This window comes from Arthrobacter sp. KUASC02, from assembly GCF_059739395.1.
Genome location: NZ_AP046053.1, coordinates 874757 through 890518, shown reverse-complemented (window position 1 = coordinate 890518; position 15762 = coordinate 874757). Strand labels below are relative to the sequence as shown.

The 15762-nt window shown below is 67.5% G+C and carries 13 protein-coding genes; 5 read left to right on the top strand and 8 right to left on the bottom strand.

The genetic code is table 11. From position 1 onward, the window contains the following. Positions 1 to 132: 132 nt before the first annotated feature. A complete protein-coding gene (locus AC6JAC_RS04120) occupies positions 133 to 1461 on the top strand; it encodes an MFS transporter (protein WP_347897090.1) in 1329 nt (442 codons plus the stop codon). An 18-nt stretch (positions 1462 to 1479) separates the two neighbouring features. On the opposite strand, the gene AC6JAC_RS04115 is transcribed toward AC6JAC_RS04120, so the two are convergent. Together AC6JAC_RS04115 and AC6JAC_RS04110 are read right to left on the bottom strand one after the other, a co-directional pair. Beyond that, positions 1480 to 1929: a hypothetical protein gene (locus AC6JAC_RS04115; RefSeq protein ID WP_497963519.1), complete on the bottom strand. Its 450-nt coding sequence runs from the start codon at positions 1927 to 1929 to the stop codon at positions 1480 to 1482. Between the two features lie 9 nt (positions 1930 to 1938). Beyond that, the gene (locus tag AC6JAC_RS04110; protein ID WP_497963517.1) at positions 1939 to 3876 is read right to left on the bottom strand and encodes a primary-amine oxidase; all 1938 of its coding nucleotides are present in this window, start codon (positions 3874 to 3876) and stop codon (positions 1939 to 1941) included. A 126-nt stretch (positions 3877 to 4002) separates the two neighbouring features. Between AC6JAC_RS04110 and AC6JAC_RS04105 the strand changes: the two genes are divergently transcribed. Together AC6JAC_RS04105 and AC6JAC_RS04100 are read left to right on the top strand one after the other, a co-directional pair. Beyond that, positions 4003 to 4599 carry a TetR/AcrR family transcriptional regulator gene (locus tag AC6JAC_RS04105; protein WP_028271228.1) on the top strand — a complete coding sequence of 199 codons (597 nt, stop codon included), beginning with the start codon at positions 4003 to 4005 and terminating at the stop codon, positions 4597 to 4599. A gap of 128 nt (positions 4600 to 4727) precedes the next feature. Next, a complete protein-coding gene (locus AC6JAC_RS04100) occupies positions 4728 to 5687 on the top strand; it encodes an AraC-like ligand-binding domain-containing protein (protein ID WP_028271229.1) in 960 nt (319 codons plus the stop codon). Between the two features lie 12 nt (positions 5688 to 5699). Here AC6JAC_RS04100 and gdhA read toward each other — a convergent pair whose 3' ends face one another. Further along, positions 5700 to 7037: an NADP-specific glutamate dehydrogenase gene (gene gdhA, locus AC6JAC_RS04095; protein WP_028271230.1), complete on the bottom strand. Its 1338-nt coding sequence runs from the start codon at positions 7035 to 7037 to the stop codon at positions 5700 to 5702. A 205-nt stretch (positions 7038 to 7242) separates the two neighbouring features. On the opposite strand from gdhA, the gene AC6JAC_RS04090 reads away from it, so the two are divergent. Next, positions 7243 to 7944 carry an AmiS/UreI family transporter gene (locus AC6JAC_RS04090; RefSeq protein WP_497963514.1) on the top strand — a complete coding sequence of 234 codons (702 nt, stop codon included), beginning with the start codon at positions 7243 to 7245 and terminating at the stop codon, positions 7942 to 7944. On the opposite strand, the gene AC6JAC_RS04085 is transcribed toward AC6JAC_RS04090, so the two are convergent. Beyond that, a complete protein-coding gene (locus AC6JAC_RS04085; RefSeq protein WP_497963512.1) occupies positions 7921 to 9396 on the bottom strand; it encodes an APC family permease in 1476 nt (491 codons plus the stop codon). The genes AC6JAC_RS04090 and AC6JAC_RS04085 overlap by 24 nt on opposite strands. A gap of 321 nt (positions 9397 to 9717) precedes the next feature. Here AC6JAC_RS04085 and AC6JAC_RS04080 point away from each other — a divergent pair, with 321 nt between their 5' ends. After that, the gene (locus AC6JAC_RS04080; protein ID WP_497963510.1) at positions 9718 to 11127 is read left to right on the top strand and encodes an aldehyde dehydrogenase family protein; all 1410 of its coding nucleotides are present in this window, start codon (positions 9718 to 9720) and stop codon (positions 11125 to 11127) included. A gap of 114 nt (positions 11128 to 11241) precedes the next feature. On the opposite strand, the gene AC6JAC_RS04075 is transcribed toward AC6JAC_RS04080, so the two are convergent. The 4 genes from AC6JAC_RS04075 to AC6JAC_RS04060 form a co-directional block, all read right to left on the bottom strand. Further along, positions 11242 to 11862, bottom strand: a complete 621-nt coding sequence (locus tag AC6JAC_RS04075; RefSeq protein WP_028271234.1) for a helix-turn-helix domain-containing protein — start codon at positions 11860 to 11862, stop codon at positions 11242 to 11244. Positions 11863 to 11907: 45 nt separating this feature from the next. Next, entirely contained in the window at positions 11908 to 13164 is a 1257-nt protein-coding gene (locus AC6JAC_RS04070) for an allantoate amidohydrolase (protein ID WP_497963508.1), read from the bottom strand. 64 nt (positions 13165 to 13228) lie between these two features. Then, entirely contained in the window at positions 13229 to 14374 is a 1146-nt protein-coding gene (locus AC6JAC_RS04065) for an FAD-dependent oxidoreductase (protein ID WP_497963506.1), read from the bottom strand. 13 nt (positions 14375 to 14387) lie between these two features. Next, complete coding sequence (locus tag AC6JAC_RS04060) at positions 14388 to 15755, bottom strand: FMN-binding glutamate synthase family protein (RefSeq protein WP_051628897.1); 1368 nt, start codon at positions 15753 to 15755, stop codon at positions 14388 to 14390. Positions 15756 to 15762 lie beyond the last annotated feature (7 nt).

Here is a 15762-nt window from a genome sequence, read left to right as displayed (position 1 = left end):
GCCCGGTCAGGAAAGTGTTGTGAGGCACCTCACTCTGCGGTACTCTATTCCATAATCGCATACCGCACAGCTGTTCGGAATGCGCACAAATAAGAAATTCAAACAGTCTTTCAACGCGGAGGGACCAGCATCATGACCAACACAGCCACAGGCGCCGGCATCGGAGCCGAGCAGCGCCAGCTCAAGAGGGCCAAGAAGGCAGCCCTGGCCGCGTTCCTCGGCGGCGCCCTTGAGTACTACGACTTCTTCATCTACGCCACTGCGGCGTCGCTGGTCTTTTCCAAGATCTTCTTCCCGTCGGGCGACCCCACGGTCGCCCTGATCGCCTCGTTCGCCACCTTCGGCGTGGCGTATGTGGCACGGCCTTTCGGCGCAGTGGTCTTCGGGCACCTGGGTGACAAGATCGGCCGCAAGAACACCCTGGTGCTGACGCTGGTCCTGATGGGTTCGGCCACGTTCCTCATCGGCGTGCTGCCCGATTTCAACACCGCCGGCTACTGGGCTCCCGCCCTGCTGGTTCTCCTGCGCCTCATGCAGGGCCTCTCTGCCGGGGCCGAAACCGCGGGCGCCTCGGCACTGTCCACCGAGGAAGCCCCCGAAGGACGCCGCGGCTTCTTCGCCAGCTTCGCCATGAGCGGCATCTCCGCCGGCATTGTCCTGGCCTCGCTGGCGTTCCTCCCCGTGGCGGCCATGAGCGAAGCGGACCGCCTGGCCTGGGGCTGGCGCATCCCGTTCTGGCTCTCGCTGGTGGTGCTGATCGTTGCGTACCTTGTCCGCCGCTCACTGGAGGAACCAGAGGTCTTCGAGGAAAAGCACGATCACGGCGAACTGGTGAAACTGCCCTTCGCCAAGATGTTCAAGACCCACCCGGCACAGTTCTTCCAGGTGGCCCTGATGTCCTTTGAAACCGTCACGAACACGTTTATGCAGTCCTTCGGCCTGGCCTACGCCGTTTCCGTGGGCGTGCCGGCCTCCACCATGCTCTGGGTCAGCATCACGGGCAACATCATCGCCGTCGTATCCCAGCCGTTCATGGCCTGGCTCTCCGACAGGTACGGCCGCCGCCCGATCTTCATCACCGGCGTCCTGGGTTCAGGCGTGATGATCTTCGTCTACTTCTCCGTGATTTCCACGGGCAACATCCCCATGATCTTCCTGACCAGCACCCTGATCACCGCAGGCACCTACGCCATGTCCAACGCCATCTACCCGGCCTGGTTCTCGGAACTGTTCAACGTCAAGGTCCGCTATTCCGGCATGGCCATCGGCCTGCAGGTCGGCATCCTGTGCGCCGGCTTCACCCCGCTGCTCGGCACCGCCCTCGTCGGCGCAGACAAGGCGAACTGGGCCCCCGCCGCCTGGATCGTGGCCGCCTCCTCGCTCCTGGCCGTGGCCGGTGCCTACTGGGCCCGCGAGACCAGCAGGACCCCGCTGCGCGAACTGGGCAACTCGGTCCGCTAGCGGCCCGCCAACGGCGCCTTACCGGCGCCGGAGGCGGGCCAGCAGCGTCGCGGCGAGCAGCGCCGTCGTAAGTTCCAGGGCAAGGACGGCGAGCAGTCCGCCGGCGGACGAGCCAGCATCGGCCGGCACCCCGGAGACTCCGTGGCCGTGGGCGTGTGACCCGGCGCCGGACGCTGTCCCCAGCAACAGGTAAGCGTGCAGCGCCGTCATGGCCAGCGCGCACGCCATGACCTGGCGCAGTGACCCAACCCGGCCCTCGCGCCAGATGTGCACGGCGCACGGCAGGCAGACCCCCACCATGGCCAGCATCAGCAGGTTCAGCCACAGGCCGTGCTGGTTTCCCATCACGAGCCAGAGGTGCACCAGGCTGGACGCGGCCGTCGCCGCGGCCACGATGCGCACGTGTGCACCGGGGCGGGGGTGGAGGATGGGGCCGGCGGTCCGGCCCCATCCCCGGAGGGCGGCCATGGCTCCTGCCTAGCCGTGGCAGTGTCCGCCGGCGGCGGGCCCGGCGTTCGGGTTGGCCGGGACGTCCAGCACGGGGCTGCGGTCAAAGAACCCTTCCGGACGCAGCTTGAAGCCGACCGTGTCCACCGGCATGATGGGCCAGTCCTCGATCCGGGGGAAGTGGGTCAGGCCGAAGGTGTGCCACACCACGATGTCCTGGCCGTCAATCTCGCGGTCCTGGGCGACGTAGGCCGGAAGGCCCGCTCCCCCGGAGTGCTGGTTCACGAAATCGCCGGTGGGGTACCGCTCGTCCTCCGCGAACCGGGTGACCCACAGGTCCTTGGTGGCGAACGCCGCCCGGCGGGCAATGGAGGACTCCGGATCGGCCAGGAGCGTGGGCTGGCCCTGGGCATGCAGTTTGTAGCCGACCGGTTCGCCCAGGCGGTTGCGGGACTCCGGGTTGGAGATGATCCATGTCCGGCCGCTGCGGGCGTCGGCTTCCCGGACGGCTTGGGACTCGCGGCCCAGGATGGTCCGTTTCCGGGAGAAGGCGTTGCCGCGTTCGTTGCCTTCGCCCATGGGCTGGCGGACCACGTCTTCCTCCTCCACCCGGTTGGTGAAGCCGTCGATCGCCATGTCCAGGCGGGCGCTGAAGAGGTGCTGGTGGAACGGCGCGCCGAGCCCGGGGGCCAGCTGGGAGATGTTGGCCGAGCCGCCTTCGGGGAACGCGCTGGTGAAGACGACGCCGGTGGCCTTGGCCTCGAATTCGATGGTGCCGTCGAGGTACAGGTACCAGTAGAAGCCGTAGTCGTAGTTGCCGATGGTGGTGAAGAAGGAGATGACCAGGCGGCGGTTGCGCCGGGTGTAGTTGATGCCCGTCCAGAGGTCGGAGTGCTTGGCCAGGATGCCCCAGTCCTCCTCATGCATGCAGATGCCGTTGCGGATTTCGCGCGGATTGCCGAACGCGTCGCTGATCACCGGGCTGAGGTAGGTGATCTCCCCGAGGCAGTCGCAGCCCAGTTCGAGCGAGTTGGCGTATTGGCCCACCAGGTATTCGCCGGTGTCGAAGTAGTTCTGCCAGGACCGGATGGGCGACGGGTCGCCGTAGGGAACCACCATCTCGGCGATGGACGCGCGGTTGATGATGGGCCGCAGACGGTCGCCGTCCTGGAAGGCCAGGTTGTGCAGCACCACACCCTCGCGGACATCGAAGCCGACGTCCACGCTCCACTTTTCCCACTCCACGTGGTTGCCGCCGGTGACCGTGAAGCTGGGACCCTCGGGCTGGGTGATGTGGAGCGGCTTCTGGGTGGTGCGGAGCGGGCCGGTGAGCTCGGGATCGGTGTAGTTGCCGTGCTCGGCGGGAACCGGAACGACGCCGGTATCCAGGACCTGCGTGACTTCCTTGCTGACCACGTCGACGTACGCCACGAGTCCGTCCACGGGATGCGCCCAGGCGCTGTCTTCGGGAAAGTCCTGCACAAAGGCCAGGCCACGGAGGATGCGGCGGCCTTTCTCCTCCGGGTACTCGAAGACTCCGGCGGACAGCGGGGCAACGCGGACTTTGCTGATGTCCAGGTTTCGGTCCGCCAGGGCCTTCAGCCACCGCTCATCGGAGGCCAGGAGTTCCTCGACCACCTCGAACTCCTCTTCCAGCACGGGCAGTTCGCCCGCGACGGCGGTGTCCAGTTCGACGGCGGAAGTCACCTCGCCGCGGGTGGCGGAGACCGTCACATCGAGGGGACGGCCCCCGGAAACGTCGTGGATGAACACCCGGAAGCGCCGGTCCTCCGAACCCGGGGTTTCCGGCGGTGCCGGGCGCCGCGCCGGGTCCAGCAGGCCGAGGTAGGCGATCCGCTTCTCCGGGCCGAGGAGTCCGCCGGCACGCAGGATGCCCTGGACTTCGGTGATCTCCCCGCCCGTTGCCAGGCGGTACGGGGCGGCTGTGTCAGTTGGTGCAAGTGTCATGAGCGCTGCCTTTGTCCGGGACCGTGTTGGGGTCGGGATGTTTATTTTCTATAGTTGTAGAGAATAAACGGTCCGTAAGATGGATCACAAGGGTTCGATACAAAAAAGTTCCGGGGGATCACCAGAGTGCCAAAGATTGTTGACCATGATGAACGGCGCCTGGAACTGGTGGATGCGACCTGGCGGATCATTGCCAGGCTGGGCATCGAAGGCGCCACGATGCGGGAAATCGCCCTCGAGGCCGGCTTTGCCAACGGCGCACTGAAGCCCTACTTCCCCACCAAGGACACGCTGCTGACGTTCGCGTTCCGGCACGTCTTCAACAGGACCAACGAGCGCATCCGGGAGGTCACGGCGGGCAAGGCCGGGATTGAAGCACTCCGGGCGTTTTGCGTGGAGGTGCTGCCGCTGGACGCCGAGCGGGTCAATGAAGCGCGGATTGTGGTCCCGTTCTGGCAGAAGGCCATCAATGACCCGGAAAAAGCCGCCATCCATCGCGAGTCCATGGACCAGTGGCACGCCGCGATCCTCGGGCACCTGGCGGAGGCGAGGACGCAAGGGGACGTGGGTGCCGCCGTCGACGATTCAGCCGTTGCCGGCCACCTCCTGAACATGCTGCTGGGCGCGCAGATAGCAGCCGCCCTCGCCCCGGACAACGAGGCGGACCTGGGCCTGGGCGACCAGCTGGAAGCATTCCTGACCCTCCTTCGGGCGGGTTCATAATTCTTTTTTCGACGATGGGCGAAAAAAGATGACAACGCCCGCCGTGGCCGCTAACCTGAAATGACTGTGTCGCAGGACACAGCCTGGGGGACCCACTTTCAGATGGCTATCCGGCGTCAGGAACATCCATGTCTGCAACCACAGCCCGCCCGGCGGGCCAGGAACTCACCTCCAGCGTGGCCACCTCATTCGACCACTGGCGGCACCTTGTGGCGGAGTCTTTCGTGCCGCTGGCCGCCGACACGGATCAGCCGGACACCTTCCGCGGCCGGATGCGGTCCAGGGTGTTGGACCGGCTGTGCATCGTGGAGGTGTCCGCCTCGGGCCACAATGTCCACCGCACACCCGCTCTGGTGGCCCGGCCCGGCCAGCGCTATTTCAAACTCAATCTCCAGCTGGAGGGCACCGGACTCCTCATCCAGGACAACCGCGAGGCAGTGCTGCGCCCCGGCGACCTCGCCATTTACGACACCAACCGCCCCTACACGCTGGCGTTCGAAGAGCAGGCGCGGGTCATGGTGGTCATGTTCCCGCACGATTCGCTGACCCTGCCCCCGGACTATGTCGGGCAGCTCGCGGCCGTCCGGCTGGCAGGCGGGCACGGGCTGGCGGGCATCGTAGGCCCCTTCATTGCCCGGCTGGCAGAGAACCTTGAAGCCCTCAGCGGCCCCAGCGGATCACGGCTGGCCGCCAACGCCCTGGACCTCGTGTCCACCATGCTGCACTCGGAGCTGGACATGGCGCGGGAGAGCATGAAGCCTCAGGTGCTGCTGGCGTCGTCCGTGCGCGAATACATCGAGGCCAACCTCGCCGATCCCCAGCTCTCGCCCGCCAGCATTGCGGCGGCGCACTTCATCTCCACCCGGCACCTGCACAACATCTTCCACGAATCGGGCGCCACCGTTGCCAGCTGGATCCGGAGCCAGCGGCTGGAGCGCATCCGCCGCGACCTGAGGGATCCGCTGCTTCACAGCACCTCCGTGGGGGCAGTCGCCGCCCGCTGGGGGTTCCTGGATGCGGCGCATTTCAGCCGCACGTTCCGGGATGCCTACGGCGAATCCCCCAGCGACTGGCGCCGCGGCGCCTAGATCAGCCCCCTGCTAGATCAGCCCCTGGGCCAGCATGGCGTCGGCCACCTTGACGAAGCCGCCGATGTTGGCGCCCAGCACGTAGTTGCCCGGCTCACCGTATTCGTCGGCCGTCGAAGCGCAGCGGTGGTGGATCCCCACCATGATGTCCGTGAGCCGCTGTTCCGTGTGTTCGAAGGACCAGGAGTCACGGCTCGCGTTCTGCTGCATTTCCAGCGCGGACGTCGCGACGCCGCCCGCATTGGCGGCCTTGCCCGGGCCGAACAGCACGCCGGCTTCCTGGAAGACCGCCACGGCTTCGCGGGTGGACGGCATGTTGGCGCCTTCGCCGATGGCGACCAGGCCGTTGCGGACCAGCCTCGCGGCAGCATCGCCGTCGAGCTCGTTCTGCGTGGCGCACGGCAGCGCCACCGTCGCATCGACGTCCCAGACCGAACCGGCTTCCACGTAGGCGACGCCGGAACGGCGCAGTGCGTAATCCTTCAGGCGCCCGCGCTCCACTTCCTTGACCTGGCGGAGGAGCCCGACGTCGATGCCCGCCTCGTCCACGATGTAGCCGGAAGAGTCGGAGCAGGCCACCACCGTGGCACCGAGCGACTGGGCCTTGGCGACGGCGTTGATGGCCACGTTGCCGGAACCGGAAACCACCACACGCTGCCCGTCGAAGGACGTTCCGCGGGTCTTCAGCATCTCCTCGGTGAAGATCACGGTGCCGAAGCCGGTGGCCTCGGGCCGGACCAGCGAGCCGCCCCAGGAGATGCCTTTGCCGGTCAGGACGCCGGATTCGTAGCGGTTGGTGATGCGCTTGTACTGGCCGAAGAGATAGCCGATTTCGCGCCCGCCGACGCCGATGTCGCCGGCCGGCACGTCGGTGTACTCGCCGATGTGGCGGTACAGCTCGGTCATGAAGGACTGGCAGAACCGCATGACTTCGGCGTCGCTGCGGCCGCGGGGGTCGAAGTCCGAGCCGCCCTTGCCGCCGCCGATGGGCATGCCGGTGAGGGCGTTCTTGAAGATCTGCTCGAAGCCGAGGAACTTCACAATGCCCAGGTAGACGGACGGGTGGAAACGCAGGCCGCCCTTGTAGGGGCCGAGTGCGGAGTTGAACTCCACCCGGAAGCCGCGGTTGATCTGCACGCGGCCCTGGTCATCGGTCCACGGCACCCGGAAGATGATCTGGCGTTCGGGTTCGCAGAGCCGTTCCAGGATGGCCGCTTCAAGGAATTCGGGGTGCCGGTCATGGACGGGGCCCAGGCTTTCGAAGACCTCGACCACCGCCTGGTGGAACTCCGCTTCTCCCGGGTTCCTGGCCAGGACGGTGTCCCTGATGGCCTCGAGCCGTGCATCCATGATGATTCCTAACGTCGAACCGGGCGCGGCAAATCTCCGGCATACGCGGACCGGCGCCCTTTTTATTGAAACTTCAACATAGCCAATTGTGACTGCCCGGGCCTCGCATGACCAATCAGCCCTCCACTAACCTCCGTATTGTGACATTCAATTTCCATCAAACGAAAATTACAGGACTGGTTCAGCGTCCGGCCGGGGACTTCTGATGAACCACATTTGCCTGCTCCTCTCCGGAGCCGCGCTCCTGCTCAACGGCCTCGCGGCGCTGGATCTCCTCCCCCGCCGGGACGCGGCCGTGTTCAGCCTGGTCACCGGCAGCACCCAGCTGCTCGTCGCCGTTGCATACCTGGGGACTGCCGGCGGCGGTGACGGTACTGCCGGCGGCGGCGGAACGGCGATTCTGCTCGGAGCGGCCGGGATGTTCCTCTTCGGGCTGACCTACGCCTACGTTGGGCTGGATTTCCTCCTGGGACTGGGGTCCCGGGGCCTTGGCTGGTTCTGCGGGATGGTGGCCGGGTGCGGCCTCCTGCTCGCCGCGGCCTGGTCCGCGGAGGATCCGCTCCTGGCCGTGCTCTGGCTCTGCTGGACCTACCTGTGGCTGCTGTTCTTCCTGCAACTGGCCCTCGGGATTGAACGGCTCACGCCGCTCATTGGCTGGTCCCTGATCCTCACGAGCCAGGCATCGGCCACGGTCCCGGCGCTGCTGGGCATCACCGGGCGCTGGCCCGATGGTCCCGAAGCACCGGCGACGGCGGCAGGCGCCGCAGCTGCCCTGGCCGCGCTTCTGCTGCTGGCCGTTTACCTCGCGTGGCGCGGGCGCCAAAGCGCCGCCCGCGCCGCCGTCGTCCTTTCCGTTGCCTGTCCTGATGTCTCTGCCAGCGCGCTACCCGGCGAACTCAAGCGCTGACGCCCGGATCTGCTTTTCCACCCGGATCTCCACCAGGACACCGGCCAGGAACAGTGCGGGGACGGCCACCAGCAGGCCCACTGCCGTTTCCGTGCTGCCTCCGATGAGGGACGTGAAGTTGCTGACCACCAGGTACAGCACCCACGCCAGCAGCACGGAAGCCAGCACCGGGGCGATCAGCGTCTGCCATTGCTGGCCGGTCACCTTTTCCCGGCGGAAGTAGGCGACGACGGCAAGGGACGAGAGCATGTACAGCACCAGCAGCGCCGCGACGGCGAGGCCGCTGAACCAGGAGAAGAGGGTCAGGACCGGGTCCAGCCCCAGCAGCGCGAACGGCGCCACCAGCAGGACCGCAACGATGGTCTGGATCCAGGCCGCCGCAGCCGGGGCGCGGTGCTTGTTGGTCCGGGCAATGACTGCCGGCATGGAGCCGCGCAGGGCCAGCGAGTGCAGGTAGCGGTTGATGCCGTTGTGGAAGGCAATGATGCCCGCCAGCAGCGAGGTCACCAGCAGGACTCCGGCCGTGATCCCTGCCCAGGGTCCGAACATTTCAACGATGGGGCCGATCACGAAGGAGGTGGTGTCCCCCGATTCCAGGGCGGCACCCGCAGCATCCACCACGTGGGACGGCCCGTAGAAGCTGACCAGCATCCAGGTGATGAAGGAGAAGAACACAGCGATGATGCCCACGGACAGATAGGTGGCCCGCGCAACCGTCTTGTGCGGGTCCTTGGCTTCGGCGGAGTAGATGGCCGTGGACTCGAAACCGAACATGGAGGCCACCGCGAACATAATGGCGACGCCGGGGGCTCCACTGGCGATGGCTTCCGGGGCGAACGACGCGGCGATGTCCAGCCCTTCGGGGCCGCCGCCTTTGAACAGCACGGAGAATCCGAACATCAGCAGGATGGCCACTTCCAGGCCCACCAGGACGGCAAGGACGCGGGCGCCGAGTTCGATGTTCTTGGATCCCAGGACCTGGACGCCAGCCATGGTGATGACGGCGAGCAGCCACCAGGGAACAGTTATGCCGGCGGATGCCAGCAGGCCGGAGAAGGCCGCGCCGTACAGTCCGTACATTGCCGCCTGCACCGTGCTGTAGGCGAGCAGGGCAAGCCAGGCCGCTCCGGCACCGGTCTTGCGCCCGAATGCTGCGGTCACGTAGGCGTAAAAGGCGCCGTTGGTCTGTACTTTCCGGCTCATGGCCACAAAGCCGACGGCGAAGATGACAATGACGATGCCCACCACGAGGTAGGCGCCCGGTGCGCCGGCGCCGTTGCCGAGCGCGGCCGCGAGCGGTGCAGCTCCCACGATGCCGGTCAGCGGGGCCTGGGCGGAGAGGACAAAGAACAGAATGCCCAGGACTCCGATGCTTCCTGCGCGCAGGGCGGTGGAGTGTTCCTGGCGTGAACCGGGTTCCGCGGTTCGGGATTCGGGATTCGAAATACTCATTGGATCCTTCTTAACGGTCATGAGTGCTGGGGAAAAGAGCTGGGGCGAAATTCGTGGGACAGCTGCCGGGCCCGGGCAAAGATGCCGGTGATGTGCACCGTGTAATCCAGCATGGCAGCCGGCGCCGGACCCGGCTTGTCGTGCAGCGATCAGTTGTTGTTCCTGAGCGCAGCGTGGTTCAGGGCCGGCCGTTCTGTTCGCCACCGGTCAAGCGCCGTTCGCGGATACACAAGACCCGCGCCGCCCGCCGGAGCACGCTTAAGGCAGCGCTGTTAGGCCGTTCCGGCCGCGTTCTCTGACCTACTCGAAGTGGAGTACCCCATGGAAACCTACGATGCCCTGCTGGCCTCGATCACCCCGGACACCGGCGAAACCCGGACCATCCTGGACCCCGCCACCGGGGAACCCGTAGGCGAGGCGCCGGTCCACAGCGTCGAGGACCTCGAGGCGGCCATCGCCGCCGCCGCAGCCGCCCAGCCCGCGTGGGCAGCACTGGGCCACGACGCCCGGTCCGCCGCGCTCCTCAAAGCAGCCGACGCCGTCGAACGTTCCGCCGAAGAACTCGCCCGGCTGCTCTCCCGCGAGCAGGGCAAACCGCTGAACGGCCCCAACGCCCGCTTCGAAGTCGGCGCCTGTGCCGCATGGCTGCGCGTCGCCGCCGGCACCCCGCTGGAGGCGGAAGTGGTGGTGGACGACGGCGAAACCCGCGCCGAACTGCACTACCGGCCCATCGGCGTCGTGGGCGCGATCGGGCCGTGGAATTGGCCCATGATGATCACCGTCTGGCAGATCGCCCCCGCCCTGCGCATGGGCAACGCCGTGGTGGTCAAGCCCTCCGAATACACGCCGCTGTCCGTCCTGGCCCTGGCCAAGGTCCTGAACGAGGAACTCCCCGAAGGCCTCCTGACCGTGGTCTCCGGCGGGCGCGACGTCGGCGCCCGGCTGGCCGGACACCCCGCGATCGGCAAGGTCATGTTCACCGGCTCCACCGCCACCGGCAAGGCCATCATTCGCTCGTCCTCGGATACGGTCAAGCGCCTCACCCTGGAACTGGGCGGCAACGACGCCGGCATCGTCCTGCCCGACGCCGACCCGAAAGCCATTGCCGAGGGGTTGTTCTGGGGAGCCTTCATCAACACCGGCCAGACCTGCGCGGCCCTGAAGCGGCTCTACGTCCACGACTCGCTGTATGAGGCCGTGTGCGAGGAACTCACCAGCGTGGCCGCCGCGATGCCCATGGGCAACGGCCTGGACGAAAACAACGTCCTCGGCCCGCTGCAGAACCGGCAGCAGTACGAGATCGTGGCCCGGCTCGTGGACGCAGCCCGGAACTCCGGCGCCAGGATCCTGCTCGGCGGCAACCCGGACCCGGACCAGCCCGGCCACTTCTACCCCGCCACCCTCGTGGCAGAGATCGACGACAACAACCCGCTGGTGGCCGAGGAACAGTTCGGCCCGGCCCTACCGATCATCCGCTACAGCGACGTGGACGAGGCCGTCACCATGGCCAACGCGCTCGACGTCGGACTCGGAGCCTCCGTCTGGTCCTCCGACCCGGCACGGGCACGCGAAATCGCCGCCCGGCTCGAGGCCGGCACCGTCTGGATCAACAAACACGGCGCCGTGGACCCGCGTATCCCGTTCGGAGGCGCCAAGCAGTCCGGCTACGGCCTGGAATTCGGCGTCGAAGGCCTCAAGGCCCTGGGCGTGCCGCAGGTGATCAACGGCTGATGCGCACGGCCGGGCCGTCCGGCTGTACCGTCACGAATCCGGGGCTTGTCCGCAGAACCTCACCATCAAGGTTAGGAATGGCGGACAAGCCTCGGATGTTTAGCGGAGAACCGGTTACTTCGCGGCGATCGCCAGGAACCTGATGGGCAGGTCCAGCAGTTCCAGCGGGCCGTGGGGGCCTTCGCCGTCGAGAAGCAGCGAGTCACCGGCCTCCATGGTGTATTCGTAGGCACCGTGGCCGTAGACCATCCTGCCGGAGAGCATGTAGATGAATTCGGTGCCCGGGTGCTGGAAGAGCGGAAAGACGTCGGAAGCGTCCGTCAGGGTGACCAGCGTGGGTTCGAGGGCGTCGGTGCGGCCCTTGAGGGTGCCCAGCACGCGGTACTCGTGGCCGTGCTGTGTTCCGCTCCGGACGGTCAGGCTGCCCTGGCCGCTTTTGGTGAAGGTGGCATCCCGGTCCGTGTCGGCGCCCCTGAAGAGCGCGGTGACGGGGATCTTCAACCCATCTGCCAGCCGCTGCAACGTGGTCAGCGAACAGGACGTGCTGGCGGTTTCGATTTTGGAGATCATCGCTTTGGACAGTCCGGTCCTGGCTGCCAGTTCGGCAGAGGAGAGCCCGTTCGTGGTCCGGTAGTGGCGGACCTGTCCGGCGATGACCCGTTCAAGTTTGCCGGGCCCCTCTTCGGTCGCAGGCCTCTCGGCTGCGGCTCTCTCTTCGCCAGTCTGGTTCGTCATCCTGCCATCTTAGGTGGCTGACCGGCCCCTACCCGAGCACGGTTCCTACCCGAGCCTCCGGGCTTCGCCCACCAGCCCAGCCAGGGTGTCCGCCAGGGCCAGGGCTCCTGCTTCCGCATCGGCATCCTCCACCAGTTCCTCGGGCGAATGTGAGATGCCGGTGGGGTTCCTGACGAACAGCATGGCGGTGGGGATGTGGCCGGCGAGGACACCTGCGTCGTGGCCTGCCCCGGTGTCCAGGACCGGCGCGTCCGGGAGCAGGATCCTGATCCTGTCACGCAGGCCGGTGTCGAAGTGCACGGTGGGGCTCAGCGATTCCACGCCGAAGCTCACCGCGCACCCTTCCTCGGCGGCAATGACCTGGGCGTTGAGGTGGATGGATTCCACCAGGGCAGCGGTCACTTCGTCCCGCGGATGCCGCAGGTCGATCCACATATCCACCCGGGAGGCGATCACATTGGTCCCGCCGGGCACGGGCTGCAGCCTGCCGACGGTGGCCCGCGCGTCCTTGTAGTTCCTCGCCGTGTCCCGGATGCCGATCATGATTTTGGCTGCGGCAATCATCGGGTCCCTGCGGTCCTTCATCAGCGTGGTTCCGGCGTGGTTGCCCTGGCCGGTCACCGAGAGCTTCCACCGGCCGTGGCCCAGGATGGACGAGCCGATGGCCACCGGCTGGCGGAGGTCGGCCAGTCCCCTCCCCTGTTCGACGTGGAGTTCAACGAACATGCCCAGCTGCTGGAGGGTTTTATGGTCGGCGCCGATGAACCGGGGATCCTGCCCGTTGGCAGCGGCCACGTCGGCGTAGGTGTTGCCGTCCGCGTCTTTGAGGTTGCGCGCCTTGTTCGGGTCCAGGGCTCCGGTGAGCAGCCGGGAGCCCAGGCAGGCGACGCCGAAGCGGGAGCCTTCCTCCTCGGGAAAGACGGCGATTGCCAGCGGCTTCCGGGGGCGCAGGCCCCGGCTCTTCAGGATGTCGACGGCGACCAGCGCCGATGCGACGCCCAGGGGGCCGTCGTACTCGCCGCCGCCGGGGACGGAATCGAGGTGGCTTCCGGTGACGACGGCGTCCCTGCGCGTGCCGGTGGCAGTGTCCCACCAGGCCCAGATGATCCCGTTGTTGTCGGTGCTGACGTCCAGCCCGCGCCGCCCGGCCTGCTCGATGAACCAGCCGCGCAGGTCGGTTTCGGCGTTCGAGAAGACCGGGCGGGAGTATCCGCCGCGGCGCGAGTCTGTGCCGACGCCGGAGATGTCCCGCATCAGGCCGGAGACGGTGTCGGTTGCAGGTTTGGTCGCAGAAGAGGTCACGGGCGGTTCCGTTCGATAGGTGTTTGCAAGTGCAGGAGCTGGCCGTTCAGCCGGCACCGACAGCTCAGTGGGTGCCGATCCGGGCGGTTGCCGGGCGGAAGCGGGCCGGAACATCGCCGGTGCCGGTGGCCAGGCCGGCCGCCCACTGCCCGATCAGCGGCGCGAACTTCGCACCGTGGCCCGAGCACGGGGAGAGGACCGTGATGCCCTCCGCCCGGTCGATGAGGAAGTCCTCATTAGGCGTGTTGGTGAACAGGCACGTGGTCTCGGCATACGGTTCCGGATCGAGGCCGGGGAGGTACTTCTGCACATAGTCCACCATCCGGCTCCGGTTGTCCGGGTCCACCAGGCCGCTTTGCTCGGCGGCGGACGGGATCAGGCCGCCGCCGTTGTATTCGGCCACCTTCTGCCCGGCGAACCCGGCATCCCGTCCGCCGGGCAGTCCGTAGGTCTGGATGGTGGCACTCTTGTGGATAAACGTGGGCCACGCCGCAGCGCCGTCGGGATCGCGGTAGCGGAAGTGGAAGGCCTGCTCCTGCCGGACGGTGATCTCCGGCAGCGCGGCAAGGAACCCGGCGGGGAGGTCCAGCTGTCCCAGCAGTTGCGGCAGCCAGCCGCCGGCGCTGATGATGACGTTCCCGGCGTCGATCACCTCTCCTGCTGCCGAATGCACGCGGTAGCCGGAGCCCTGCCGTTCCACGCGGGCGACGTTCCACCCGGTCAGCAGCGTGGCTCCGTGCTTCACCGCCTGGTCGACCATGGCGTTGACCGAGCTCTCGGCGTCGATCACCCCGGCGCCCGGGTGCCAGAGCACCGGGGTGTCGAAGGAGAACTGCGGCCAGCGCTCCCGGGCCTCGGCCGCGCCGAGGAGTTCGTGCTCCACGCCGGCGCCGGCGAGAACCCGGGCGAGCTGCTCCGGCTGCCGTTCCGGGCCGTAGTCCACCGCGCCGAACGGGGTGATGAGTTCCAGCCCGGTGGCCCGGTCCAGTTCGTCCCAGAGGACCTTCGACTCCTGGACCGCCCGCGTGTAGAACTCGTCCGGGTAGGCGTAGCGGAAAATCCTCGCCGAGCCGTGGGAGCTGCCGTCATGGGCTGCCGGGACTGAGCGTTCCAGGATGGTGACGTTGTGGCCCTGCGCGGCGAGCTGCCAGGCCGTGGCGGCGCCGGCCAGCCCGGCGCCCACCACCACGTATTCGGATGATTCCGTCATCACTTTGCTCCGTTTACTTCGCGCCGGGGATCCAGCTGGTTCCGGCCAGGGGTACGCGCGCCATGGCGGACGCTTCGATGGTCAGCGCCACCAGGTCCTCGGGTTCGAGGTTGTGCAGGTGGGACTTGCCGCAGGCCCGGGCGATGGTCTGGGCTTCCATGGTCAGGACGCGCAGGTAGTTGGCCAGGCGTCGGCCGCCCTCCACCGGGTCCAGGCGGGAGGAGAGCTCCGGGTCCTGGGTGGTGATGCCTGCGGGGTCGCGGCCGTCCTGGAAGTCGTCGTAGTAGCCGGCGGCCGAGCCGAGGGCGGCGTATTCGGCGGCGTAGCGGGGATCGTTGTCGCCCAGGGCGATCAGCGCCGCGGTGCCGATGGCCACCGCGTCGGCACCCAGGGCCATGGCCTTGGCGACGTCGGCGCCCGTGCGGATGCCGCCGGAAACGATGAGCTGGACCTTCCGGTGCACACCGAGCTCCTGCAGCGCCTGAACCGCCTGCGGGATGGCGGCCAGGGTGGGGATGCCCACGTTTTCGATGAACACCTGCTGCGTGGCGGCGGTGCCGCCCTGCATCCCGTCCACCACAACGACGTCGGCTCCGGCCTTCACGGCCAGGGCGGTGTCGTAGTACGGGCGGGACGCGCCGATCTTGACGTAGATGGGCGTCTTCCAGTCGGTGATTTCGCGCAGTTCGCCGATCTTGATTTCCAGGTCGTCCGGGCCGGTCCAGTCCGGATGGCGGCTGGCGGAGCGCTGGTCGATGCCCACGGGCAGCGTGCGCATGCCGGCGACGCGTTCAGTGATTTTCTGGCCCAGCAGCATGCCGCCGCCGCCCGGCTTGGCACCCTGGCCGAGCACGATCTCGATGGCGTCGGCCTTGCGCAGGTCGTCCGGGTTCATGCCGTAGCGGGAGGGCAGGTACTGGTACACGAGGTGCTTGGACTGGCCGCGCTCCTCAGGCGTCATGCCGCCGTCGCCCGTTGTGGTGGAGGTTCCCACCTCGCTGGCGCCGCGCCCCAGCGCTTCCTTGGCGTTGGCCGAAAGCGCGCCGAAGCTCATGCCGGCGATGGTCACCGGGGTCTGCAGGTGCAGCGGCCGGCTCGCGTGCCGGTCGCCGAGGACGACGTCGGTATCGCACTTTTCGCGGTAGCCCTCCAGCGGGTAGCGGGACATGGAGGCGCCGAGGAACAGCAGGTCGTCGAAGTGCGGGACCTTGCGCTTGGCGCCCCAGCCGCGGATGTCGTACACGCCGGTGGCGGCCGCGCGCTGGATGTCCGCGATGGTGGCGCGGTCGAACGTTGCCGATTCGCGCAGGCCGAGCTCCTCAGTGTGCTGGGCGGGCGTGGCGGGTGCCTGTGCGGGGGCAGGCAGTGAGGTGATGGTCATGGCGTTG

Bases quoted from the DNA above. Each gene is read 5' to 3' on its own strand.
- AC6JAC_RS04065 (WP_497963506.1), bottom strand. From the start codon at position 14,374: ATGACGGAATCATCCGAATACGTGGTGGTGGGCGCCGGGCTGGCCGGC.
- AC6JAC_RS04090 (WP_497963514.1), top strand. From the start codon at position 7,243: ATGAACCACATTTGCCTGCTCCTCTCCGGAGCCGCGCTCCTGCTCAAC.
- AC6JAC_RS04085 (WP_497963512.1), bottom strand. From the start codon at position 9,396: ATGAGTATTTCGAATCCCGAATCCCGAACCGCGGAACCCGGTTCACGC.
- AC6JAC_RS04080 (WP_497963510.1), top strand. From the start codon at position 9,718: ATGGAAACCTACGATGCCCTGCTGGCCTCGATCACCCCGGACACCGGC.
- gdhA (WP_028271230.1), bottom strand. From the start codon at position 7,037: ATGGATGCACGGCTCGAGGCCATCAGGGACACCGTCCTGGCCAGGAAC.
- AC6JAC_RS04100 (WP_028271229.1), top strand. From the start codon at position 4,728: ATGTCTGCAACCACAGCCCGCCCGGCGGGCCAGGAACTCACCTCCAGC.
- AC6JAC_RS04110 (WP_497963517.1), bottom strand. From the start codon at position 3,876: ATGACACTTGCACCAACTGACACAGCCGCCCCGTACCGCCTGGCAACG.
- AC6JAC_RS04075 (WP_028271234.1), bottom strand. From the start codon at position 11,862: ATGACGAACCAGACTGGCGAAGAGAGAGCCGCAGCCGAGAGGCCTGCG.
- AC6JAC_RS04120 (WP_347897090.1), top strand. From the start codon at position 133: ATGACCAACACAGCCACAGGCGCCGGCATCGGAGCCGAGCAGCGCCAG.
- AC6JAC_RS04060 (WP_051628897.1), bottom strand. From the start codon at position 15,755: ATGACCATCACCTCACTGCCTGCCCCCGCACAGGCACCCGCCACGCCC.
- AC6JAC_RS04115 (WP_497963519.1), bottom strand. From the start codon at position 1,929: ATGGCCGCCCTCCGGGGATGGGGCCGGACCGCCGGCCCCATCCTCCAC.